This is a genomic window from Paenibacillus sp. SZ31 (assembly GCF_012912005.1).
Lineage (GTDB): Bacteria > Bacillota > Bacilli > Paenibacillales > Paenibacillaceae > Paenibacillus.
The window spans coordinates 699,855-725,008 of sequence record NZ_JABBEA010000001.1; the positions used below are offsets into that span (position 1 = coordinate 699,855).

General features: G+C 47.2%; 16 protein-coding genes and 1 tRNA gene. 1 reads left to right on the top strand and 16 read right to left on the bottom strand.

The window, feature by feature from the left end; all coding sequences use genetic code 11:
- Positions 1 to 7: 7 nt before the first annotated feature.
- From zapA to leuB, 14 genes are all read right to left on the bottom strand, one after another.
- Positions 8 to 2,716, bottom strand: coding sequence for a cell division protein ZapA (zapA, locus tag HF638_RS03200; RefSeq protein ID WP_169478841.1), 2,709 nt, complete (start codon positions 2,714 to 2,716; stop codon positions 8 to 10).
- Positions 2,717 to 2,854: 138 nt separating this feature from the next.
- On the bottom strand, positions 2,855 to 5,308 hold the full coding sequence (gene pheT, locus HF638_RS03205) for a phenylalanine--tRNA ligase subunit beta (RefSeq protein ID WP_169478843.1): 2,454 nt from the start codon (positions 5,306 to 5,308) through the stop codon (positions 2,855 to 2,857).
- A gap of 82 nt (positions 5,309 to 5,390) precedes the next feature.
- Complete coding sequence (pheS, locus tag HF638_RS03210; RefSeq protein WP_047842255.1) at positions 5,391 to 6,425, bottom strand: phenylalanine--tRNA ligase subunit alpha; 1,035 nt, start codon at positions 6,423 to 6,425, stop codon at positions 5,391 to 5,393.
- A 596-nt stretch (positions 6,426 to 7,021) separates the two neighbouring features.
- Complete coding sequence (gene abc-f, locus HF638_RS03215; protein WP_169478845.1) at positions 7,022 to 8,914, bottom strand: ribosomal protection-like ABC-F family protein; 1,893 nt, start codon at positions 8,912 to 8,914, stop codon at positions 7,022 to 7,024.
- Between the two features lie 450 nt (positions 8,915 to 9,364).
- Positions 9,365 to 9,435: transfer RNA gene (locus tag HF638_RS03220), tRNA-Gly, on the bottom strand.
- A 161-nt stretch (positions 9,436 to 9,596) separates the two neighbouring features.
- Positions 9,597 to 11,723, bottom strand: coding sequence for a bifunctional diguanylate cyclase/phosphodiesterase (locus HF638_RS03225; protein WP_169478847.1), 2,127 nt, complete (start codon positions 11,721 to 11,723; stop codon positions 9,597 to 9,599).
- Positions 11,724 to 12,014: 291 nt separating this feature from the next.
- Positions 12,015 to 12,971 (bottom strand): aldolase catalytic domain-containing protein, encoded by a 957-nt coding sequence (locus HF638_RS03230; RefSeq protein ID WP_076330255.1) that lies wholly within the window; start codon positions 12,969 to 12,971, stop codon positions 12,015 to 12,017.
- 83 nt (positions 12,972 to 13,054) lie between these two features.
- Positions 13,055 to 14,368 (bottom strand): hypothetical protein, encoded by a 1,314-nt coding sequence (locus HF638_RS03235; RefSeq protein WP_169478849.1) that lies wholly within the window; start codon positions 14,366 to 14,368, stop codon positions 13,055 to 13,057.
- The gene (locus HF638_RS03240) at positions 14,365 to 15,480 is read right to left on the bottom strand and encodes a DUF58 domain-containing protein (RefSeq protein ID WP_169478851.1); all 1,116 of its coding nucleotides are present in this window, start codon (positions 15,478 to 15,480) and stop codon (positions 14,365 to 14,367) included. The genes HF638_RS03235 and HF638_RS03240 overlap by 4 nt, the downstream gene beginning before the upstream one ends.
- A gap of 4 nt (positions 15,481 to 15,484) precedes the next feature.
- On the bottom strand, positions 15,485 to 16,450 hold the full coding sequence (locus tag HF638_RS03245) for an AAA family ATPase (protein WP_169478853.1): 966 nt from the start codon (positions 16,448 to 16,450) through the stop codon (positions 15,485 to 15,487).
- Positions 16,451 to 16,571: 121 nt separating this feature from the next.
- Entirely contained in the window at positions 16,572 to 17,678 is a 1,107-nt protein-coding gene (locus HF638_RS03250; RefSeq protein ID WP_169478854.1) for a PAS domain-containing sensor histidine kinase, read from the bottom strand.
- 447 nt (positions 17,679 to 18,125) lie between these two features.
- The gene (locus tag HF638_RS03255; protein ID WP_017689649.1) at positions 18,126 to 18,542 is read right to left on the bottom strand and encodes a hypothetical protein; all 417 of its coding nucleotides are present in this window, start codon (positions 18,540 to 18,542) and stop codon (positions 18,126 to 18,128) included.
- 356 nt (positions 18,543 to 18,898) lie between these two features.
- The gene (locus HF638_RS03260) at positions 18,899 to 19,438 is read right to left on the bottom strand and encodes a peroxiredoxin (protein ID WP_036610146.1); all 540 of its coding nucleotides are present in this window, start codon (positions 19,436 to 19,438) and stop codon (positions 18,899 to 18,901) included.
- A 276-nt stretch (positions 19,439 to 19,714) separates the two neighbouring features.
- The gene (gene leuB / locus HF638_RS03265) at positions 19,715 to 20,800 is read right to left on the bottom strand and encodes a 3-isopropylmalate dehydrogenase (protein ID WP_076330251.1); all 1,086 of its coding nucleotides are present in this window, start codon (positions 20,798 to 20,800) and stop codon (positions 19,715 to 19,717) included.
- A 232-nt stretch (positions 20,801 to 21,032) separates the two neighbouring features.
- Here leuB and HF638_RS03270 point away from each other — a divergent pair, with 232 nt between their 5' ends.
- A complete protein-coding gene (locus HF638_RS03270) occupies positions 21,033 to 22,013 on the top strand; it encodes an aldo/keto reductase (RefSeq protein WP_169478856.1) in 981 nt (326 codons plus the stop codon).
- Between the two features lie 261 nt (positions 22,014 to 22,274).
- Here HF638_RS03270 and HF638_RS03275 read toward each other — a convergent pair whose 3' ends face one another.
- Together HF638_RS03275 and ilvC are read right to left on the bottom strand one after the other, a co-directional pair.
- Positions 22,275 to 23,816, bottom strand: a complete 1,542-nt coding sequence (locus HF638_RS03275; RefSeq protein ID WP_169478858.1) for a 2-isopropylmalate synthase — start codon at positions 23,814 to 23,816, stop codon at positions 22,275 to 22,277.
- Positions 23,817 to 23,955: 139 nt separating this feature from the next.
- Positions 23,956 to 24,948, bottom strand: coding sequence for a ketol-acid reductoisomerase (ilvC, locus tag HF638_RS03280; RefSeq protein ID WP_036669754.1), 993 nt, complete (start codon positions 24,946 to 24,948; stop codon positions 23,956 to 23,958).
- Positions 24,949 to 25,154 lie beyond the last annotated feature (206 nt).

Sequence of the window (25,154 nt, forward strand, 5' to 3'; positions counted from 1 at the left end):
CATTCCGCTAGGTCTGGTCCTGTTCAATCAATTCAATCCATTCGTTATATTCCGTCTGCAATTTCGTATATTCATCATGCAACTGACGATATTCCGTATTCAGCTGCTCTGCCTTTTCCTGCTCCATCCCACGTTCAACCTGCAACAAACGTAATTGATTGGCCGCTAGTTCGTAACGTTCACTCATCTCAAGCAGTTCATTTTCCATGATCTGTTTCTCTTGAGTCGCTTCTGCCCGTGATTGGTCCAGCTGCTGTCGTTCTTGCTCCAGTCCCTCTAGCAACTCGCTACTTGCCGCACTTTCTCTCTTCCATACTGTCAGTTCATTCTCAAGCGCAGCCCACCGTTCCTGCCAGGATTGTTCCTGAGCTGCCCATTCATCTGCACGGCGTTGCCACACTTGGTCGTTCTGCTCTGCTTGTGCAACGCTGGAGCGGAGTTCTTCTTCACGTCTCGTCAACTGCTCCAGACGGGATGACAACTCGGCCTGTTTGGCTGACAACTCTTCGTGTTTGATCTGCCACTCCAACGCTTCTTCCTCAGTCTGGGCTAGCCGGCTCTCTTGCTCCGAGTAGCGCTCGGACAGTTTCGCTGAAGATTGTCTTGCTTCTTCAAGCGCTCTTACAATCTCTTGCTTCTCCGTACTCAATTCATCCAGCTTGGAACTGTAATTCTCTTCTCGTTGTAATGCATCACTGTAGTCGTTACGGATTTGTTTATAATTATCCTGAAGTCGGTTCAACTCTTCCCGCACAACATTTAGCTCCACTTCAAGCTGTTTGCGTTGTTCTTCTAAAAGCTCTGCTTCCTTCTGATAATGCACAGCCTCTTCATGGTTGAAACGAGACTCTTCCTTCACCACGGATAATTCATCATGAAGGGATTGCACACCAGACTCCAGCGTTTCATTTTGTTCAGCAACTTCGAGAATCTGATTCTCCAGGTCGCCGATCTCAGCCAGTCGCTGCTCAGCAAGGTCTTTCAAGGACTGCTCACGTTCCGTAAGTGTGCCGATCTCATTCTGCAATGTACGCACCGCAGCATGAGCCTGTTCTAGCACCTTATGCAACCTGCGCTGTTCCTCTTCCGACTTCACTTCAGCCTCACGAAGGTTTTGGGCTTCCTGTTCAAGCTGTGTATGTTGTTCCTGAAGTTTGCGCAACTGTGCTGTGAGAGAGGTTTCTCTATCCACAGTTTCGTTATACTTCTGCTTCCATTGTTCCTGTGCATCACGGGATTGCTGGGCAGCTTGCTCCGTCTCACGCAGAAGCTCCTGCAACTGGGAACGATCCTCTTTTAACTGTTCCAATTGCTGCTCCAGTTCCGTGATTCGGCGAGTCTGAACTTCCTGCTCCTGTTTACGGACCCCATGCTCATGACGCAATGTTTCCAATTGACCACGCTCGTGCTGAAGCTGCTGTTCTTGCTCTGCAACCACGTCCTGTGCACTGATGAGCTGAGTCATCACTTCTTCCAATTGCTCTTCGACATCTAATAGTCGAGTCTCCGCCTGTTTACGTTGTTCCTCAAGCTGCTGCTTGAGCTTGCCACGTTCTTCTTGCAATAAGGCCTCTGCCGCCGATGCGGCTTCTGTTGCGCGGGATGCTGCTGCTTCCTTGGCTTGCTGCAATTGTTCCTCGAGGGCTGCTTCTTTCTCCATCCATTCGAGTTCCGACTGCTCGGATAACGCTTTGAACTCCGCATTCAATTGATTCACTTGAGTCAGGCGCTTCTGCTCCGCTTGCTCCTGCAAAGTAGCGCGCTCTTGATTCGATTGATCCGTCAGAGCCTGAGTCTGTTCCAGCGCTTTTTCTTCAGCCTGCTGGAGGCGAAGTTCCATCTGTTGTTGAAGTTCATTATATTGCAGTGCCGCTTCTTCCTGGGCTTTCTTCAAATTGGCCTCAGCCTGCTCCAACTCGGACAGTATGGCGGATTCGGCTTCTTCCTTGGCTGTCTGAACTTGCTGTGCAGCCTTGGCTTCAATTTGTTGACGTTCTGCAACGGCACGACTTTCGGCTTCTTTCAATTGAGCTGCAGTCTTGTCCTGCAATTCTTTATATTGCGCGGCAGCTTTGGCCTGTGCTTGTTGCAGTTCGGCTACAGAACGATTCTGAGCTTCTTTAAGCTGTGAAGCGGCCTGTGCCTGTGCAGTTTTAAACTGATTTGCCGCTTTTTCTTCCATTTCCTTCAGCTGTCTCGCTGCCTTGGCTTCTGCTTCCTTGAGTTGTGCCGTAGTTTGAGACTGCAATTTCTGCACTCGCTCTGTTGCCTGGGCACGCTCCTGCTCAAGCAATGTGTTTAACTTAGCCATTTCTGCTTGCTTGTCCGTTTCGGCCTTCTGCAGCGCCTGCTCTGCTTGAAGCTTCAGCTTCTGCAATTCAGCAAGAGACTGGTCACGTCGTTCCAATTCTTGTTGATGTTCATTTTGTATGGCGTTCAACCGATTCAATTCGTTTCTCAGTTCTGTACGTTCTCCAGTAAGCATCTTCAGTTCATTCCGGATTTCCTGAGTCTGAAGAGACTGTTCAGCCATATGTACAGCCGCCAGTACCGCAATACGCGGAGTATCCAGACGGGAATTTTGCTTGGAGATCGCGCTCATACGCTCATCTACCAGGTTAGCTACTTGTTTCATATAGTCGGCACTGCTGCCAACCAGTTTATAGGAAGTCCCGTATATATCTACGGTGACGCGTGTACGATCAGGTGTAGTCACAGTTGTGCCCTCCTTCAAGTCTGTATGTTGATTCTAAGCTGTAATCACAAAAAAGTCACATCGATCCTCTAATGCTAAGGATTCGATGTGACTTCAAACAATTCCTGCTAATCTTTGTTCAAAAAATCTTCTTCTGGCCTATTTACGCAATTCCGCTCCGAATTGCTCTTCCAGACGAGCCACTACACGGGCATGAACTTCAGTAACTTCCTCATCAGTCAGTGTACGTTCACGATTCCGGTACACCAGCGCCATCGCCACGCTCTTCTTGTTTTCGCCCAGTTTGCTGCCCGTGAATATATCGAATACCTGTACGGTTTGCAGCAACTCACCCGCTGATTCACGAATGGCGCGCAGCATATCTCCAGCTTCAATATCCTCATTCACAACAACCGCGATATCACGTTCCATGGCTGGGAAACGCGGAAGTTCACGATAACGTATGTCAGCGTCTGCTTCATTGTAGATCGATTCAAGTACAATCTCTGCGATGTACACATCATTCAGATCATACTGCTGTTGCAGTTCCGGATGCAATTGACCCAATGTACCGATCAATGTGCCTTCTCCGCCATCCTTCCCTTCCAGATAAACCGATGCAGAACGTCCCGGATGGAAACCTTCAGGACTGTTTGCTACCAAGCGAATGCGTTGTTCCAAACCCACATAGGCGAACAGATGCTCAAGCGCACCTTTCAGATCGAAGAAGTCTACTTTCTCCGCTCCAACATTCCATTGCTGGCTTGCACGATTCCCGGTAAGCAGCAAGCCCAATACCGGAATCTCATGTGGTTGCTTGGTCAATTGATCTTCTTCAGTGAAGAATACATTGCCCACTTCAAATACAGCCAGTGAATCCTGTTTACGGTTCATATTATACACCGCTGCATCCAGCATTTGCGGCAAAATACTCGTACGAAGCACACTGCGGTCCTCACTCATAGGCATCGCGAGCTTCACGGCTTTACTTCCTTGTGTCAGCGCCGGGAACAGAGTCGCTTTATCCGGGTGTACAAAGGAGTAACTAATCATTTCCTGCCAGCCACTGCCTGAGAGCAATCCACGAATCGTACGACGCATCGCTTGAGAGCGTGTATACGCACCCGGAGTCGTCGGTCCTTCAATCCAAGTGGTTGGAATGTTGTCATATCCGTACAGTCGTGCAATCTCTTCAAACAAGTCTACGTCGAGCGTAATATCCCCTCTGCGTGTGGGTACTTCCACATCCAGCAATCCTTGATCAGCATCACCACATGCAAAGTGCAAGCGAGCGAAGATGGTTTTCACCTCAAGCAATGACAGATCTGTTCCCAGATAACGATTCAGTCGGTCCAGCGACAATTGAATTACACGTTTCTCCGCAGCTTCTGCTCCAGCTTCCACAATTCCCTGGTGCACTTCACCTTCAGCATAACGCTGAATCAGTTCAGCCGCACGATCCAAAGCCGTAATGACCGCACCCGGATCTACTTCCTTCTCAAAACGCATGCTTGCTTCGGAACGCAGCCCCAGTTGGCGCGACGTTTTCCGAACGGTTCCGCCGTCGAACTTGGCGGACTCCAGCAACAGATTTACCGTGCTTTCCGACACCTCGGAATTCTCGCCACCCATAACCCCAGCGATGGCTACCGGTTTCACGCCATCTGTGATAAGCAACATATGTGGCTCCAGCTTACGCTCTTGGCCATCCAACGTAACAATCGTTTCGCCTTCGTTGGCCATCCGCACTTCAATATGACCTTTTTCCAGCTTATCCGCATCGAATGCATGTAGCGGTTGGCCGTATTCCAGCATGACATAGTTCGTGATATCAACGATGTTATTGATCGGACGAACACCTGCAGCCATCAGACGGTTTTGCATCCACAGCGGGGAAGCACCCAGCTTAATGCCGGTTACATAACGAGCTGCATAGTGACTGCATTGCTCTTGTGCCTTAATCTCTACCGAGATATGATTCGCAGCCGCATCACCAACCTCAACCAGTTGGTCTTTGGGACTCGGCAGCTTCACTTCACGACCCAGGATGGCACCCACTTCATAAGCTGCACCACGCATGCTGAGACAGTCGGAACGGTTCGGTGTCAGGTCCAGTTCAAGCACATGATCGTCGAGACCAAGAACCTGGCTGATTGGCGTGCCAACCTCCGTTTGTTCTGGCAGAACGAGAATACCTTCCTGCTGATCTTTCGGCAGCAATTTGTCGTTCATGCCCAGTTCTTTGGCGGAACAGATCATGCCCAGGGAGACAACACCGCGCAGTTTTGCTTTTTTGATATCCAATCCACCAGGGAGCTTCGCTCCAACCAGGGCTACGACTACTTTTTGGCCTGCATCCACATTTTTCGCGCCACACACGATTTGCAGATCTTCTTCCTGACCAGCATCGATGACACATACATTAAGTTTGTCGGCATCCGGGTGTTTCTCCTTGCTCTTCACATAACCCACAACAACTTTATTCACGCCCTTGTTGCGGTTCTCCACTACATCAATTTCTACTCCCGCACGGGTGATTTTCTCTGCCAATTCCTGTGGCGTCACACCTTCAAGGGAAATATAATCAGACAGCCAATCTGTCGATACTCTCATGGACGTTCACTTCCTTCATCTATAAATTGGTGTTCACGGTTCATTCGCTTGCTCTATATGGTTAATCTATTTTGTCTTAAAATTACAGCCGTCCGAATTGCTTCAGGAAGGTCAGATCACTATTGTAGAAGTGACGGATATCATCCACCCCATACTTCAGCATGGCGATACGTTCTACGCCCATACCAAATGCGAAACCACTGTATTTCTCCGGATCATAGCCGCCCATTTCAAGCACTTTCGGGTGAACCATACCGCCGCCCAAAATTTCGAGCCAGCCTGTTTGCTTACACACCCGACAGCCGCTGCCGCCACATTGTACACAAGTTACATCCACTTCCGCACTTGGCTCTGTGAACGGGAAGAAGCTTGGACGCAGACGAATTTCCGTGTGGGAACCGAACATTTCGCGCACGAATTGCAGCAGGGTTCCTTTCAGATCGCTCATACGAATGTTTTCGCTGATGACCAATCCTTCAACCTGGTTGAATTGGAAAGAGTGCGTCGCATCGTCGTCATCACGGCGGTATACTTTACCTGGGCAGATGACTTTGACAGGCACTTCGCCCTTCATGCTCTGCATGGTACGTACTTGAACCGGAGACGTATGGGTACGCATCAACAAGTCTTCTGTAACATAGAAGGAATCCTGCATATCGCGCGCCGGGTGATTCTTCGGGAGATTCAATGCTTCAAAGTTGTAATAATCCATTTCGACTTCAGGACCTTCCGCTACGCGGTATCCCATACCGATGAAAATATCTTCGATCTCCTGTACCACTTTGGTCAGTGGATGCAGTCCGCCTTGACGTCCACGACGTCCTGGCAGGGTCACATCAATTTTCTCGGATTGCAGACGCTTCGCTGTCTCTTCCTTCTGGAACTGATCCTGCTTGCTGTCGATGACTTCCTCAATGGCAGCCCGAACATCATTGGCTACTTGACCAATAACTGGACGTTCCTCTGCACTAAGCGCACCCATTCCGCGCAAAATTTCAGTCAATGCACCCTTTTTCCCCAAATACTTCACACGCAGATCACTGAGCGTCTGCGGATCATTCACACCAGACAACTGCTCCAGCGCTTCGATCTTTAATGCCTCTAAACGTTCTTTCATGTGTAATTGCCCCCTTTTTGTGGTGTTTTTGCAACAAAAAAAGGCCTTCTCTCCCCTGAAGGGACGAAAAGACCGTGGTACCACCCTTGTTAGATATCCCTTGCTGCACGGCCCCTTTGGCCTGCAACTCGTTCTATCTCACTTTGTACGGAATAACGACCGTTAACCGTTTGCCCCTACTGTTGCCTCTGTGTCTGCACACAAACAGGTTCAGGGAACCGCTTCGGAGTGAATTTCGGCAGCCTTGTTCTACAGAAACGCTCTCAATCTACGGCGCTTCCTCCCTGTCCAGAGGCACTGCTTACTTATCTCCATCATCACGTTTGCTTTTAAGTTAAACCTCTAGAGGTTGTCAAAAAGTCCGCTTTTGATTACGAATGATGCCTTGTGGCATCATCAGCATCGAATATGGCATTCAGCCGAAATGTCCGTTGCTCACGTAGTTTCCCTACGCTCCGCTACTCCATTTCTATCTTCATCCCATCTTCTCGGTACTGAAAACCGCTCTTTTTGAACACATACTCATATCGATGTAATCATCGATGATCGTTCATAATTATATGCAAAATAGATCGAAATAGCAAGCCGTCCATGTTCTAATTTATGCTTGCACCCTTATCTTTCAATTGTTTCAGGCGCTGCTGGATTTCGCGAATCTCCGTTGCCTCGACTGCTCGTTCACTCTCGTGTTCAGGCAGTGTCAGACTGTCTTTTCCAGCAGTGCTCACAGGAGACAGTAACTCGGATAAGCGCATCTCCAATCGCAATCGTTCGTCATCGGATTCCCGGGTCTCGAGCGCCAGCTCCCGAAGTTTAATGGACTCCTCCCAATCCGGCACACTTCCTTCAAACAGGGTTGCTGTGCCACCAGCCTCCAGATCGCATAACCGATTCGCGAGTGACTTCGTCAGCATCCGGTCATGAGATACAAGTACCAAAGCACCTGAAGCTTGTTTCAGTACATTCTCCATGACTTCCTGGGTATCGATGTCCAGATAGTTGGTCGGCTCATCCAGCACCAGCAGATTCGCTCCGCCAAAGTACAGCCTCAGAAATGCCACTCTGCACTTTTCTCCCATACTCAAATCCCCGATCTGCTTGAACACATCATCCCTGGAAAACAGGAAACATCCCAGAATGGTACGTGCCGCACTTTGTGTCATGGATGGAAGGGTAAGCAAGCTGTCCAGCAGCGTCAGATTCTCGGGAAGTCCTTCCAACTCCTGTGAAAAGTAACCGATTCTCAGCTGATGATGCCGCGTCACCTTGCCTTGCGAGGGTTCCAGCTCACCAATCATCAGCTTCAACAGTGTCGTCTTGCCCGTTCCATTAGGACCTCGTACGGCAAGACGGTCTCCACGTTCAACAGTGATTCGAAGGTCGCGAAGCAAGGGCTGGTTACCCGTATATGAAAAACTCACCTCTTCCAGCGCAAGCAGCTGGCGTGCAGCCAGTGTATTCATCTGCAGTTCCATGTTTAACTTGGTGGCTTCACGCGGTTTATCCACCCGTTCCTTTTCCAACCGCTCCAACTGTTTTTGTTTCGCATGGTAACGTGAAATATTCTTGTTGGCTTTGGCCTTGTAGAAGCTCTGGGTGATCTTCACCTCCACATCGGTCGCTGAGTTATGCGCTTTATGGAACCATTCCTGATAATTACGAATCGTCTCTTCCAGCGCCTTTCGTTCCAACTCCTGCCTGCGGTAGATCGTTTCCTGTTCCCGTAATTCACGCTCTTTGTGGATCTTGTACTCGGAGTACCCGCCCTTGTATTTGGTCAAAGCCTCTGAACTGAACTCAATCACTCCTGTTGCTACCTGATCAATAAACGTACGATCGTGAGATACAAATAACAGCGTACCTTCATATGAGGATAACCATTCTTCAAGCCAACGCATGCTTCCCTCATCCAGATGATTCGTGGGTTCATCCAGGATCAGGAATTTGGGCTTGCTGACGAGCAGTCCTGCCAAACGAGCCTTTGTTTTTTGTCCACCGCTCAAGGAATGATAGGGTCTGTTCCAATGCTCTGCGGATAAACCAAGGCGTGTCAGTACCTTCTCTACCTCGGTCTCCCACATATATCCGTTAAGCTGTTCATATTGATCCATCACTTTTGTGTAGGCTGCAAGTAGCTCATCATCAGCCTCACTGCTGATGCTCAAGCGTTGTTCCAGTTCTTCCAATTTCCATTTCACTTCATAGATCTGACCGCTCTCACACCGGACCGCATCCAGTACATTCATGCCATCCTCAATCTCCGAGCGCTGGCGCATGAATCCCCATTCCTGCTGCGGGATATGACGTTCAATTCTTCCACCACCATGCTCTTCACCCAAAATGATGCGTAACAACGTTGTCTTGCCGCATCCGTTGCGACCTAGAATGGCGAGTCTCTCGCCCTCATTAATCTCCAAATTTAATCCTGTAAACAATTCAATACCGTTCCACTCTTTTGATACTTCATGTAAGCGTACCAATGTCATCATGAGGCCTCATCCTTCCTGCATCCTTTTTGCTGAACAAAAAAAACCGCTGGCATCAGCCGGCGGTTTGGCAATTCAGGGTTGGATCAAGCATTCAAAGACAGATCTAAGGTAAGCTACGGCATGAACAAAGAAACCCCAAATACAGGGTACACGTAAACCTCAAAGGCTTACTTGCTCCATACCTTTTCCCATAGCTGAATTTGGACACACGAATCCCCTCATTGCTCAGCCGCTCTGGCTGACTGCGTCATAAAACCGTCTGCAGTTAACTGGGGTTCAATTCATGTGTTTTACTTCATGGGACGTATGGTTACCTCTCATTCATGTGTAGTATCAATTTCTCCGTTATTGTACCAGATCATTGTTAAAAAGCAAAGGTTACCCTCATATTTCTTTTCGGGCAAAAGAAAAAGCCCCTGCATCGCAAGGGCTCTGGGTACTGCTTCGTTAAGCGGGTGATGGGAATCGAACCCACGCTATTAGCTTGGAAGGCTAAAGTTCTACCATTGAACTACACCCGCATGATTGACGATCAATTGTTAAGTTCCGTTCAGAAGTTAACAGTGATTTTACAAAGAATAATATACCATGATCCTCCATAGCATGCAAGTCATATTTACCATTTTTTTCATTACGCATCCATCTATAAAAAACAGGAGCACTCACGTGCCCCCGCTTTTCTCTATCCTGTAGGTTTATCCACATCTCTCAAAAACCGCTTTTCAAAATCAGCGGCTTCAATCGGTTTACTGAAGAAATATCCTTGAGCCTCGTGACAATGCTGATTGCGAAGAAAGACCATCTGATCTTCGTTCTCCACGCCCTCAGCTGTTACTTTCAGATGTAAATGATGTGCCATTGAAGTGATGGTGGATACGATCGCAGCGTTATTGCTGTCCTCCATGACCTCATTAACGAATGAACGGTCAATCTTAAGCCGATCAATCGGCAGATCCTTCAGATAATGCAACGAGCTGTATCCCGTTCCAAAATCATCAATACTGATATGCACACCAATTTCTTTGATTTTACGTAACTGCTCGAATGCCCGGTCTTTATCAAATGTCATACTTTCTGTAATCTCCAGTTCAAGCCATACCGGCTCAAGCCCAGTCTCCTTGAGAATGCCATTGATATTGTCCAATAGATGCGAATGCCTGAACTGTCTCATGGACAGATTCACCGATACACACAGTTTACGATAACCGGCTTCCTGCCACTGCTTATTCTGTGCACATGCTTCACGAAGCACCCATTCGCCAAGCGGTACAATCAGCCCACTCTCTTCTGCAAGAGGAATAAATTCAGCCGGAGATACCGAACCTCGCTGCGGATGCTGCCAGCGCACCAATGCTTCCATACCGACGATTAACCCACTTTGCAGATTAACCTGCGGCTGGTAGACCAGGTAGAACTGTCCTCGATCCAACGCCTTGCGCAGATCATTCTCAAGCTGCAAACGCTCCTGTGCTTTCATCTGCATCGCATGAGCATAACGGTTCAATTCCATGCCCTGTTCTTTGGCATTGTGCAGAGCCGTATCTGCATTCTGAATAATCTCCTGTGGTGACTCACCATCATGCGGGAAAATCGCCATGCCGATTCCAAGTGTAAGATGATACTCATTACCGTCAACCAGGACCGGCTTCTCGAAGAGTTGTAAAATAGATCTTGTTCTCCGCAACGCTGTATCGGTTGTGCTGAAATCTGTCATCGTCAATGCAAACTCATCTCTTCCCAGGCCAAATACTTCTTCTCCTGGAAGTGACGAATGTTTCAGACGTTGACCTACCTGGCGAAGAACCCGGTTAGCTGCTTGCTGTCCGAGCGAATCATTAATGGTCTTGAACCGATTAATATTCAGGACCAGCACACCGACAAGCTGTTCCTCCACCACAGCATCATCCATCATCATTTTCAACCGCTGCGAAAGGCGACGACGGTTTGGAAGCCCCGTCACATCCTCATGATGAGCAATGTAATTCATCTTGGCTTCAGCAACCTGCTGTTGCAGAAACGGCGTGTCCACAACGGACGTGTACAACCCTTTTTGGATGAAAAAATATGCCATACAGTTACTCAACAATCCAAACAGTAGATTGAGGTCGTTCACCCCTGTTGCGGAAATAAAGTAACATTCCCCAAAGAAGAAACACAGAATACCGCATAGAATGGATGGCAAGTCACCATCCTTGGTTTTTTTCCATTGTACAAACAAAATAACGGCAATAATGCCATACAGCAATCCGACCATAAAATGAACCCGGGTGAAAATCCCGCCAAGTACTTCACCCTCAAGCATATTCGGCAATATACTCCATTCCTGAATAGCCAATGTGTATAGAATAACAAAGGTACCCAACGTCCCACTGAACAGTAAGAATTTGCGTGGTAATGCAATTTCCTTCTCAGTTATGGTGTACACGAGCAGTAAACCTACTGAACATACCAAAGACCCCATAGTAGACATCATCAAGGAGAATTCCGATTCCATCATCGCTCCGTTCGGAATCTCTTCTGCAAAAGAAACGATATGAACCAGTTCAAACAGTCCAATCAATAAAAAGAGTGTTGTCAATAACACCCTCCGAAGGGTCAGCTTCTGCGTACGAAACAACCAGCTTTGATTATAAATGCCGATACAAGCCGCCGCCGCAGCGAATCCACCCAAGAGTGTCAAAACAGGGTAACCCGATATGATCAGATCAGAGCTTGAAGAAGAACGAAACCATTGACTTGCGAGGAAACACAATAAGCCGCATATAGCGACCCAACCTATTTTTCTCTGATCTTGCAGATTAACCTTCATGCCGTGTTTTCCTTCCCGGGATCACCTATCCAGAATTACATTAACCAAACTTGCCCTGCCCGCTACACAATTCGACAAAAAAACATATTTACCAACGTTCAATTCACATGCATGCACATGCTATCTGGTACATAATAACATTTAATTCTGTATACGTGAACTAAAAAATAGTTACTCCTAGGAATATTTATTCATAAAAATGGAGAAAAACAAGGCATTAAGAACTAAAAAAACATGGATCTCCAGGGAGATTCCATGTTTTTCTCGTTTGCAACTGTATTTCAGACTATATTACTTGTCGAAATTCACTTCTGGTGTTGTTAATTTATCATAGAAATCAACAACCTTGTCCTTGTCTTCCGATGAACGAAGCGCCATCGCCGAACGTGGATGCTCGTCCAATGCACCTGTGATCATGTAAGGCAGGATGTAGCCCCACTCTTCTTTTTCTCTAAGGGGTACCATCAACTGTTCCAGTACACCGAGGACTGGGCGCAGATTGTATTTCGTACCTTTCAGATGAGCTACGAGCAATTCGGTTGGGCAGTTACCTGCCGCACGTCCCATACCATATACAGAAGCATCAAGCAGTTCAACTCCCAGTTCCGCAGCAACCAATGTGTTGGAGAACGCGAGCTGCATGTTGTTATGGGTGTGAACGCCAAGACGCTTGTTAGGCAAATGAGTTTTGAACTTCTCTACCAGGTATTTCACATCATTATGATCCAGGCTACCGTAGGAATCTACAATGTAGACCACATCTACGGAGCTTTCTTTGATCAATTCAAATGCTTCCAGCAACTCATTCTCCATAACATTGGAGAGTGCCATAATATTCAGTGTTGTTTCATATCCACGATCATGGAATGTTTGAACCAGTGCAAGTGCCTTGTCTACATCTTTGCTGTAGCAGGCAACCCGGATCAGATCCAGCATGCTCTCGCTGCGAGGCAAGATGTCGTTCTCATCCACACGTCCAACGTCAACCAGTGCAGACAGTTTGGTATTACCTTTTTGAGGAATAACTTTACGCAAGAAATCATCATTAAGGAAACGCCAAGGTCCTGCTTCCTCCGCACCTTTCAGCAACTTCGGAGAGTTCTTATATCCAATTTCCATATAATCAACGCCAGCTTCATTCAATCCAGCATACAGCTGTTGAACAAAGTCCACGCTAAAGTCCCAATTATTCACCAATCCGCCATCACGGATCGTACAATCTACAATTTTGCAATGATTTGTCTTCATTAATGTCTGCTCCTTTTCTGACCAACTTGTGTATTCCTCTCATGATACTTGAACGTGACAAGAAAAGTAAAGGGATTCCGGACTTATTTACTTCGATAAGATTTCCAGATTCGGTCAATCTCAACCATATCGGAATGATCCGGAACTTTTCCTCCATAACGCACGCTGTTATACGTATCTGGCAGTCTCGCAGACAGCTCATCTTCCTCTTGCTTCACACCATTCTGAATAATGGTCTGTGCAGCCTCCAGCGGAGTGTGCGTCCCCTGTATTCCCACTCCTCGATGAGCAGCCTTATCAATCCAAGTCCGATAGTAATACCGGACACGCTCAGCATCCTGCACAGGTGGCACTTCTTTCTTCCGAAACCAAGTCTTTCGAACTTTCTCCGGCGCCTCAAGCGTCTCACTGACATCCATATACTCCGTCCGTGGTTCTGCTTTCTTTACGCCTGGTTGTAACATCCCCTTGAATCGATCCAAAAATCTGTTTATCGTTTTTTGTCCGAACCTCAGAAGCAGCCACAGGATTGCTCCTGCTAAAGCACACATCACTACCCATCCAAGAATGTTCCATAAGATTGAGGGCTCGGAGGGCGATTCTCTCCACTCCCTCGGTATATTTAGCGGCTGATTAGGGGCGTCCATTGGTAGTGGTGGCTCCTCGCCGGAAATCGGGCCAAACCATCCCCTGATCCATGCGAGTAAACGGTCGCGTAGCGGTCTCAACCATGCAGCCAAACTTGGGAAAGCACCAATAGCGACGATGACAATAAACATCCACATGAACCGCTGATGATTCGCACGAGCAAAATCGCGCAATACTAATTTTCGCTTGCCATCATTAAGTATTGCCCGGTCCAGTTGTAATATATATCGTCCAACCAGCCAGAAGGCAAAGCTGATTACTCCTGCAATATAGATCCACATGGTGTAGGCTTGTATCGGCTGCATAAACTCCAAGCGGTTCGAAGCAACCGTAAGCACGATCGCACTGATTACCCCCACAATCTGCAAACGCCATAACAAAACAGAATGAAAGGCTGGCTCGAAGGTCAGACCTGCATAAGCGGAGATGACTCCACACAATACCAATGTAATGATATTCGGCAACGGGAGAATGAGGCTCATTCCAACAACGAGTCCGAAGAGAAGCCCTATGACGAGTGCCGTTACTCCACGAATGAATGTACTTTTCTCGCTAAATCCCGGGATTTTATGCTGAATGAATTGTCCCAACCAACCCGCGAGAACAACCAGGATGAATAATGTGTACGGCAAATGTTCCATGGCGTAGAATGAAGCAAGCGTAAATATCGGAAAAAGGTATATGGCCGCCATCAAGACGGCAAGCATCGCTATAAGTCCCTTAGTCGTCGCTACCTGTCTGTCCCTCATGCACTCACCGCCTTCGTATCACCCTTCACGTCCTCTACCGGGAGAATCGTCACGCGATGCCCTTGTTCGTGCAGACGCGCAATCTCGTGCTCCATAGCGGCAGATACATAGGATGTGATCAGCAGATAGCTGCGGATTTGCTGTGCTTCTTCATTCAGACGTACTTCATCATTCAGGAATTGCTCCATGGGCACCATGCATTTCAACTCGGTCTCAGCCATAGCTTCCAGTACCCTTTCCAGATGAGGTGTTCCATAATCCGGCTCAATCCGAACTGCATCGCGACCTCCACCCACATGATAACCATTATGGGCGAAGCCTGCCGGCAACCCTCTACTTATGGCATCCACTGCAGCCGTGGCAGCGTAACGAAGTGCCCGTTCAATCTTCTCTGGTCGAGTAACTACACTCCACATATCTGCAGACTCCTGAATGTTAACTACAATCCATGATTGCGGATCTGCTGTCCATCCCTGCTTGTAGACTTGTAATTCACCCGTACGTGCGCTCGCTTTCCAATGAATACGATTCATCGGGTCGCCTGCACCATAAGGGCGAACACCAAGAATCAGGAACGGATCTTCGACGATCCATCGCGATACTTCTACTTCCCCCTGCCACACTTGATAAATGGCGGGAAGATCCTCTGCATTCACTAGTGATGGATATACGACCATGGACATATGCAACGGAATCGGTTTGGTGGAACGCCACACGCCAAAGAGGTCCCCACCTGTCATGCTTGCTGTATTGAGTGGATAGATGCCACGCTGGGTACATGCAAACGGATGCTTGCGTGTAATACGCGTAAACGGTTTCAATGTGAAAATACTCTTATGGTTCTGATAGATTTCGCCTTGGCTAATATCCATACCTGAACCAGAACGAAATACAAACGACACAGGCATCATTGCTTCAAGTCTAAGCCACGGAACGGAGACTCGTTTTTCATTCGATATCGTCTCCACCATCTCAAGTTCATCTCCAGCATAACAACGCAGCTTGCTGAATTGTCTGCTGTACTTGAGCTTTCGCAGTGCAGGTCGTCCGAACCATACACCGTGTATGCCAACGACAATGCCTCCTACAAGGACAAGCCATAATAATGCCATAAGACTAACGCCCGCTTGTAGCGAGGTTCTCCGTTGGCACTTCTGTCTGATTCAGAAGTTCCTGGATGATACGCTCCGCCAAGCCTTCTTGTTGTCTGATCCGGTTACGGAATACAAGTCGGTGGGCCAGCACAGGCTCCGCCAGAACTTTAATATCATCCGGCAAAACAAAGTCTCTGCCATGCAGTGCAGCCCAAGCCTGACTTGCCTTGAGTAATGCCTGAGCCCCTCGTGGACTTACGCCAAGCGAGAGCTCGGGATGTTGCCTTGTCGCTTCGGTTAACTGAATGATATATCGTAGCAAATCTTCGTTGATTTGCACTGTTTTATACATATCCTGTGCCTTCAAAAGTTCTTCACGACTGATCACTGCCGACAAATCATCAACAGAGCGGCTTGCCACCGTACGTCTCAAAATTTCTACACTCTCTTCACTACTTGGATAACCCATACGAATTTTCATCATAAAGCGATCCATCTGCGCTTCAGGTAGCGGAAAAGTTCCCTGGTTATCTACAGGGTTCTGGGTGGCAATAACGATAAATGGCCGTTCCAACTGTCTCGTTGAACCGTCGATACTGATCTGGCGCTCTTCCATGCACTCCAGCAAGCTTGATTGCGTACGCGGTGTAGCACGGTTAATCTCATCGGCTAATACAAGATTAGCGAACAAGGGGCCGGGTCTGAACTCAAAATCCCCTTCTTTTTGATTAAAGAAATGAATCCCTGTCAAGTCAGATGGCAGCAAGTCCGGTGTGAACTGTATACGCTGGAATGTGCAGTCCAATGAGGAGGCTACCGATTTGGCGAGCATCGTTTTCCCGGTACCCGGTACATCCTCCAGCAACACATGTCCTGAAGCTATGATCGCTGTCATCACCAGCTCTATGGTATGCTCTTTGCCCACGATCACTTTTCCCACGTGATCCATCAATTGTTGATTCATTCGTTCCATTCCTTGGATATCCATCGTATCTCATCCTTCCGTTAATGGAGCTTATGTATTCGCATTCATTACTAACTATAACCCTTTTTGGCAACAAAAAACAAAGGAGTCGGCCAATTGCCGACTCCTCTACGTCCCGCTCTTCTCAATATACCAAAGGTAACATAATCATAAACCGCGTACCTTCGCCTTTTTTGCTATCTACCGAGATGGTACCTCCGTGGTTCTTGATGATCCGGTAACTCACCGAGAGTCCCAGTCCCGTTCCACTTTCCTTGGTCGTGAAGAATGGATCAAACAGACGAACAAGTGTGTTATGGTCCATCCCCTGACCGTTATCGGCGATGGAGATCTGCACGAATTTATTTTCCGTAGCAGTAGATATCCGAATCAGACCGGTATGTTCTTCGCCGACTTCCTCAATAGCATCCATTGCATTTTTCACCATATTCAAAATAACCTGCTTAATCTGTTTGACATCGATGGACACATTCAGCGGAGCATTCCCTTCATCCAACGTGATCTCGCATCCCTTCATCAATCCTTCGCTCTCTGTCAGCAAGACCACCTCTTTAAGCAAAGAGTCGACAGACATCACAGTCTTCTGTGGCGCTGACGGTTTGGAAGAATTCAAGAATTCGTAGATGATGTCGTTCGCCCGATCAATCTCTGTAAGTATGATGCGAGCGTACTCGTCTTTGCCAAGCTGCAGCAGATGGGGCCGAAGCAACTGGATGAACCCACGGATTGCGGTTAACGGATTACGAATTTCATGAGCAATAGATGCTGAAATGCGCCCCAGCATCGCAAGTTTGTCATTTTGATAAGCGGTCTGTTCAATCTGTTTATAATCAGATACATCCTTGACACTGAACAAGAAGTCTCCGTCCATCTGATCCCCGTACGTCACAGTAACCAGCCAATGCCTTCCGTACTCATCAATCAACTCATGATAGCGCTTACGGTGGAAGATGGTTTCCCGATAAATACGTAAAATTTTCTTTTTCTTGAATCGGCTCATCTGGGGATGATGCAGCATTTGCATCAGGGTGCAGCCGCTCAACAGACTTCTGGGAAGTTCCAACAACTTTGCCATCTGAACGTTAATAAACGTCAATACACCGTGACTGTCAAACAACATAATACCGCTATCCAGATGTTCCAGTACATTCTCATACTTGTTGTTATCCAGATGTACGGGCGGGAATCCATCCGTTGGTTGAGGCACTGTATCCTGAAATTCACTAATCATGTCAGGTTCCTCCTTTTCACGTAAATGATAAACTTGCCATTCGGACATCATATCATCACAGAAACAGGAAGGGCCGATTTTATTTTTCATTACCGGTGCCCTTTCGTTGGGGGGCTGAGCCGAAAATATGGATGGCATGTCCGGAACTCAAGCTGGTCTATTCCCGGTAACCAACAATCGATCCGGAAAATCATATACGTTTGTTCCATTCTGACATTCTCCTATTCCCAAACACGAACATTTTTTGCTCCGCCTCTTTTGCAAGTCTGTTTTTATCATAGACAAGTTTATAGAAGAGAGTCAATCGGAGAAAGTGTCGAATGGAAATTATTTTAAAAAAAACCTCGAATTAGTTCCAGATCAATGCACAAAAACGAAGCCATTTCACCCAACGGGCAAATCAGCTTCGTTTCTATTATCTTTACGTTATGAAATATCCGAGATCATCTATAGTCCGGTCTTATTATGCTGAATTTTCAGTCTGCGCTGACTCATCACAGCTAATCGACGTTTAAGTTCGCTTTCCCACTTCTCGTCTTTTGTTTCTTTCGCGAGCCTGAGCAGATCCAGAGCCATATCAATCTGGCGCTGCACAATGACCATAGCATCCTCACTCTCACGGTTTACACAGTTTTCGAAAATCGCATCCTCATCTTCTGTTACATAATCTTGAAAATCGATCTCGGACGCACCGTCTCCATGCGCATATTCAGCGAGAATTTCATATTCATTTTCTACTTTATAATGCACCTCAACCCGATGACACACCGGGCAAAACAGCAGGGGAACATTATGAACCTGGGTGCGGTAATGCTTCAGCGTGCCCTTCGTTCCAACCATACTTGCCCCACAACAGTAACTCATTTTTGTTCACCCTCCTTATTACGTGCCGGGACTTTTTATTTAAAATGCAATCCCGTACACTTCCAGCACTTCCGAAAAGGAATAGTTCCATCAGTGTATCACATTCATGTACAGATTATAAATGCAGAGCACCGGAATATTTACCGGGTTTCCATACCCTATTCGCCTTGAAGGCCATCAATTCCTCTTTCAACAGATAAAAAGAAGACTTTCTTCTAATACATCATTAACACGTTTAGCTGCTTGTTCAAACACTTTTAATTAACTTCGTGATAACTTCCGGCAAAAGGGTGCAAAAAGCCCTCAATCCCTAACGGGATGAGGGCTTGAACAAAAAACGTTCAAGTTAACCTGGTTTACAGGTTAGTGTCGCCTGGTTTCCAGTTCATTGCACACAATCCACCGGATTGCAGTGCTTGCAGTACGCGAAGTGTTTCTTCAACACTACGGCCTACATCGTTGTGGTTAACTACTTGATATTTCAGTTCGCCTTCTGGATCGATGATGAACAGACCGCGCAATGCTACGCCTTCTTCTTCGATCAGAACGCCGTAATCTTTAGCCACTTGCTTCGTGATGTCGGAAGCCAATGGGAAGTTCAATTGACCCAGACCATTGCTGTCTACAGGTGTATTGATCCAAGCTTTGTGGCTGTGTACGGAGTCTACACTCACGCCAAGGATTTCAGTATCCAAAGCTTTGAATTGCTCGGAAGCAACGCTCAAAGCTGTAATTTCAGTTGGGCACACAAATGTGAAGTCCAAAGGATAAAAGAAGAATACGAGCCATTTGCCACGATAATCGGACAGTTTAACGGAACCAAAGTCTTGTCCGTCTCCCGATACTGTTTCCATTGCGAAATCCGGTGCTGGTCTACCTACCAAACGTTCTGCCATAACTAAAAATTCCTCCTTTGGGATTATGTAAGCATCCTTGCGGATTGCTCATCATCAAGAAAAACGCGTACGCATTTCCTGTAATTAAAATGTTTGAACCTTGATAACAAGTACAAGTAAAATGTTATCATCCGGACTTCCCAAAGTCAAGATTATAAACATTATTTTTTTATAATCATTATAAATAAGGATTTTTCGTGCCAAAATTATAAAGGAACAGCCCTCTGTACATTCCATAATTGGAAACAAAGGGCTGCCATGTTGTTGGGAATATAATTACGCCTGTTTCTGAATAGCCGCGACGATCAAATCGCCCATTTCAGTTGTACTGATCGCTGTGCTCTTGTCTACAGCAATATCACTCGTGCGATGTCCTGCGTTCAGTACATCAGACACAGCTGCTTCAATAGCATCCGCGCCTTCTGCATAACCAAAGGTTGTGCGGAACATCAACGCCAAAGAGAGAATAGTTGCAATCGGGTTAGCAAGGCCTTGACCTGCGATATCCGGTGCAGAACCGTGTACCGGCTCATAGAGTCCAAAGCTACCCTCTCCCAGTGATGCAGATGCCAGCATGCCGATGGAACCCGTCAGCATCGCTGCTTCATCACTCAGGATATCTCCGAACATATTTTCCGTAACGATAACATCGAAGCTGGCTGGACGGCGCAATAATTGCATCGCGCAGTTGTCCACAAGTACATGCTCCAGTTCAACATCCGGATAATCCGGTGCTACCCGGTTCACGACTTCACGCCAGAGACGGGAAGTTTCCAATACATTGGCTTTGTCTACCGAAGCCAGCTTTTTGCGACGTCCTTGCGCAATTTCGAATGCCTGACGAACGATTCGCTCCACTTCCGTTACATTATATGCACAAGTATCTACTGCCTCTTCGCCCTGTGCACTTTCACGTCTGAACTTCTCACCGAAGTAGATCCCACCAGTCAACTCACGTACCACCATCAGATCCGTACCTTCCAGTACTTCAGGCTTCAGAGTTGAAGCATCCTTCAGGCAATCAAATACGACAGCCGGACGCAGGTTAGAGAACAATCCGAGCGCTTTACGAATACCCAGCAAGCCTGTTTCCGGACGAAGTTCCTTGCTGTTGTTATCCCATTTTGGACCGCCAACCGCTCCAAGCAGGACCGCATCTGCACTTTTACATACCGTCAGTGTTTCTTCTGGAAGAGGTGTACCCTTCTCATCAATCGCGATTCCACCAAACAACGCATGCTCTGTCTCAAAACGGTAACCGAATACTTCCTCTGTACGTTTAAGAACTTTCTCAGCCTCAGCTACGACTTCAGGACCGATTCCGTCACCTGCAATAACTGCAATTTTTTTCACGTCTGCCATGGGTTGTCCACTCCTTATATTTCATTCATTAATTATTCATAAAGTAACGTCTCATATTAACTCTCTCTTTTGTATCATATTCCAAGGTCATTTGACCAAGATATACAATCTATGACTTTAATAGATTTTACCTATAAGCTAATAGAGATTAGCTTTCTCAAGTTGTTCCCGACCCTCCCGGTAGGGTAAAATATAGCTGAATTCAAATCAGTACGCAGGAGGGATAGTTAACATGCAATATTCGTATTTGGGTAAATCAGGCCTTAAGGTCAGCCGAATCTGTCTTGGTACCATGAATTTCGGGCCTGCTACAGATGAGAAAGAAGCTTTCCGCATTATGGACGCAGCACTCGATGCAGGCGTGAACTTTTTTGATACCGCTAACATCTACGGCTGGGGTGAGAATTCCGGACTTACCGAAGAAATTATCGGACGCTGGTTCAATCAGGGCGGTGGCAGACGTGAAAAAGTAGTGCTGGCCACCAAAGTCTATGGCTCCATGCATGATGATACAGACGGCCCCAACAACGAAGCCGGACTATCCGCCTATAAAATCAGACGTCATCTGGAGGGTTCCCTCCGCCGCTTGCAGACGGATCATATCGAACTGTACCAGATGCACCATGTGGACCCTGCCATATCGTGGGACGAGCTGTGGGGTTCGTTCGAGAATGCCGTTCATCAGGGGAAAATCGGTTATGTAGGGTCTAGTAACTTTGCTGCATGGCAGATTGCAATCGCTCAAAGTGAAGCCAAGAATCGCCATTTCCTCGGCCTGGTTTCCGAACAACATAAATATAGCCTCAACTGTCGTTTGCCTGAACTGGAAGTATTGCCTGCCGCCAAAGAACTGGGTCTCGGCGTCATCCCATGGAGTCCACTGGATGGTGGATTATTGGGACGTAATGCGCTTCAAAAACTGGAAGGAACACGCAGCGCAGGCATCGCTGGACGGATCGAGCAGCAGCAAACTCAGCTTGAAGACTTCGCAGCACTCTGTCGTGATCTCGGTGAACCACAGGATACAGTAGCTTTGGCATGGGTTGCAGCCAATCCCGCAGTGACTGCCCCGATTATCGGACCGCGTACACTGGAGCAATTTGAAACCGCACTCAAAAGTCTGGATGTGACTTTGGATGAAGCCGTACTCCAACGTCTGGATGAGATTTTCCCGGGTCCAGGTGGACATGCACCTAATGCTTACGCGTGGTAACAGCTTGATAGCGTAAGCTGAAGCAATAGATAGCCGTATAACATGCACTGTTGTTCTACTGCCATAATCATATAAATAAAAGCAAAAGAGTCTGACCCTCCATAAGAGAGTCAGACTCTTTATGTACCTCACTGAACGGAGCAAAGCAGGCCGAACGATCTTCTATATCCATTAAGATTAAAACAGATCATCCTGGCAGTTTACATGCGTTCCAGCTTGAAATTCAGTTCAATGAAGGATTCGTGCTTACTGCACCGGAACTTACAGGTTCACGTTTACACGGTTCGTATATGTTTTGCGTTTCTCAATCAATTGGTTCAGACCGTCCACATAGGCACGTGCACTTGCACCCAGTATATCCGTGCTCACGCCACGTCCTTGTACCGAAACCTGATTTTGAGTCAGCACAACATGTACTTCACCCAATGCATCCTTACCGTGCGTTACCGATTTGATAGAATAGTCAGACAATGTTACCTCTTCCCCACTCACCTGATCAATCGCATTGTAGATTGCATCTACCGATCCATTACCCTCTGCTTGCTTCTCAACCGTATCCCCGTCAAGCGTCGCAATGCGAACTTTGGCCGTTGGTACCGATTCATCTCCGTACGTAACGAAAATCGATTCCAGTTTATACACCTCAGGTGCATCCTGCAATTTCTCTTCAATTACCGCCAGCAGATCTTCGTCAGTCACTTCTTTCTTCTTATCAGCCAGATCTTTGAACTGGGCAAAAGCGCGATTCAACGCTTCTTCTTCCAGCTCATATCCCAGATCAATCAACCGCTCACGGAACGCATGACGACCGGAATGTTTACCCAGTACGAGCTTGCTTTCTTTCAAACCGATGGACTCTGGAGTCATGATCTCGTACGTGGTTTTTTCCTTCAACATACCATCCTGGTGAATACCGGATTCATGTGCGAAGGCGTTTGCTCCAACAATGGCTTTGTTTCCAGGTACAACCATACCTGTCAAACGGCTAACCAGACGACTGGTCCGTGCAATCTCAGACAACTGCAACGATGTTTTTGCCTGGAAAAATTCCTGACGTGTCTCCAGCGCCATAGCAATCTCTTCGATCGCCGTGTTCCCAGCACGTTCACCAATGCCATTGATCGTACCTTCGATCTGATCGGCTCCGTTGAGAATGGCTGCAAGTGTGTTGGCTGTCGCCATACCCAAGTCATTATGACAGTGGGCACTCAGCTGTACCTTTTCAATACCGTGCACATTCTCCTTGAGATGTTTGAAAATGTTTCCGTATTCATATGGGCTCAGGTAGCCGACTGTATCCGGAATATTCACCACAGCCGCACCCTCTTCAACAGCCATATTCACCATTTCTACGAGGAAATCATACTCGGTACGACCTGCATCCTCAAGTGAGAATTCGATCTTCGAGAATGTTTTCTTCGCATAACGAATTGCGGAACGAGCTGTATCCAGTACTTGCGCTTTGTCCATACGCAATTTATGTTGGCGGTGAATAGGTGAAGTTGCCAGGAAAACGTGAATGCACGGATCCTGTGCACCTTTAAGTGCTTCCTTAACCGCATCAATATCTTGCTCTCTGGAACGGGACAAGCCAATTACGGTCACATTTTTGACCGCATTTGCGACTGCATTGACAGCTGCCAGGTCACCTGGAGATGCCGCCGGGAAACCAGCTTCCATCCGGTCAATGCCAAGCCGCTCGAGCTGATGGGCAATTTCCACCTTTTCACGAGTGTTCAGATTGACTCCCGGGGATTGCTCTCCATCACGCAGCGTTGTGTCAAATACATAGATTTTACGCACGCTTCGCACCTCCTGTACTTGTATTATATTGTTTCTCTGAACCAGCAATAGCGGCTCACGCATAAGCACGGCCGCTATTCCCAGTTAAAGCTCTAATTTTACTTAAATACCTTAAAGTGCATGTTTTAAAAGTTAATGCTTACTTCTTGATCCAGTGCATCATCTCACGCAATTGTCCGCCAACCACTTCGATTGGGTGTTCAGCTTCGTTACGACGAGTAGCTGTCAAGAATGCACGTCCGGATTGGTTCTCCAGGATAAAGTCGCGTGCGAATTTACCTTGTTGGATATCCGTCAGCACTTCTTTCATTGCTTTCTTCGTATCTTCAGTTACCACGCGAGGTCCAGTTACATAGTCACCGTACTCAGCTGTGTTACTGATGGAATCACGCATGCTTGAAAGTCCGCCTTCATACATCATGTCAACGATCAGCTTCAGTTCGTGCAGACATTCGAAGTATGCCATTTCAGGAGCATAACCCGCTTCTGTCAATGTTTCGAATCCAGCTTTTACCAACGCACTCACGCCACCACACAGAACCGCTTGCTCACCGAACAAATCTGTTTCTGTTTCTTCACGGAAGGAAGTTTCGATAACCCCTGCGCGTGTACAACCGATACCTTTAGCATAAGCCAAACCGATTTCTTTAGCTTTACCCGTTGCATCTTGCTCGATCGCGATCAGGCCCGGTACACCAAAACCTTCCACATAAGTACGACGTACCATGTGACCAGGGGATTTAGGAGCTACCAGCAATACATCACTGTTTTTTGGAGCAACGATTTGACCGAAATGAACGTTGAAACCGTGTGAGAAGAGCAATGCAGCGCCTTCTTTGAGGTTTGGTTCGATTTCGTTTTTGTATACAGAAGCTTGCGTTTCGTCAGGCAGCAAGATTTGAACTACATCTGCGCGGCTTGTTGCTTCAGCCGGGGACAGAACTTCAAATCCGTCATTTTTTGCAGTGTCGAAGGATTTACCTTCACGAAGTCCGATGACTACGTTCAATCCGCTATCACGAAGGTTTTGGGCTTGGGCATGGCCCTGGCTACCATAACCGATTACCGCGATCGTTTTTCCTTTCAATACGTTAAGCTCTGCATCCTGTTCATAATAAGTAGTTACTGGCATGTTTATAAGTCCTCCTTTGTATTGTAAAGAACCCTTCATTAATGAGCGGGTGTCTCAATGGACCGGCTCGCTTGGTGTGTCGAAAGCGTCTCAGGTCTGATCCGATCCGTTCAGACACCCGCCCATTAATGCGGGAATGTAGCTATATTTTCAAGCGTTACATCACTAAAATGTTACATTACAACTGTTAAGGGACTGACACTCTC

What these genes read in the sequence shown, in the direction of transcription:
- ilvC (WP_036669754.1), bottom strand. Translation starts at nt 24,948, where the DNA reads ATGCCAGTAACTACTTATTATGAACAGGATGCAGAGCTTAACGTATTG.
- HF638_RS03245 (WP_169478853.1), bottom strand. Translation starts at nt 16,450, where the DNA reads ATGGATATCCAAGGAATGGAACGAATGAATCAACAATTGATGGATCAC.
- abc-f (WP_169478845.1), bottom strand. Translation starts at nt 8,914, where the DNA reads ATGATGACATTGGTACGCTTACATGAAGTATCAAAAGAGTGGAACGGT.
- HF638_RS03225 (WP_169478847.1), bottom strand. Translation starts at nt 11,723, where the DNA reads ATGAAGGTTAATCTGCAAGATCAGAGAAAAATAGGTTGGGTCGCTATA.
- HF638_RS03230 (WP_076330255.1), bottom strand. Translation starts at nt 12,971, where the DNA reads ATGAAGACAAATCATTGCAAAATTGTAGATTGTACGATCCGTGATGGC.
- pheS (WP_047842255.1), bottom strand. Translation starts at nt 6,425, where the DNA reads ATGAAAGAACGTTTAGAGGCATTAAAGATCGAAGCGCTGGAGCAGTTG.
- HF638_RS03240 (WP_169478851.1), bottom strand. Translation starts at nt 15,480, where the DNA reads ATGGCATTATTATGGCTTGTCCTTGTAGGAGGCATTGTCGTTGGCATA.
- HF638_RS03270 (WP_169478856.1), top strand. Translation starts at nt 21,033, where the DNA reads ATGCAATATTCGTATTTGGGTAAATCAGGCCTTAAGGTCAGCCGAATC.
- HF638_RS03250 (WP_169478854.1), bottom strand. Translation starts at nt 17,678, where the DNA reads ATGATTAGTGAATTTCAGGATACAGTGCCTCAACCAACGGATGGATTC.
- HF638_RS03235 (WP_169478849.1), bottom strand. Translation starts at nt 14,368, where the DNA reads ATGAGGGACAGACAGGTAGCGACGACTAAGGGACTTATAGCGATGCTT.
- HF638_RS03260 (WP_036610146.1), bottom strand. Translation starts at nt 19,438, where the DNA reads ATGGCAGAACGTTTGGTAGGTAGACCAGCACCGGATTTCGCAATGGAA.
- HF638_RS03255 (WP_017689649.1), bottom strand. Translation starts at nt 18,542, where the DNA reads ATGAGTTACTGTTGTGGGGCAAGTATGGTTGGAACGAAGGGCACGCTG.
- pheT (WP_169478843.1), bottom strand. Translation starts at nt 5,308, where the DNA reads ATGAGAGTATCGACAGATTGGCTGTCTGATTATATTTCCCTTGAAGGT.
- leuB (WP_076330251.1), bottom strand. Translation starts at nt 20,800, where the DNA reads ATGGCAGACGTGAAAAAAATTGCAGTTATTGCAGGTGACGGAATCGGT.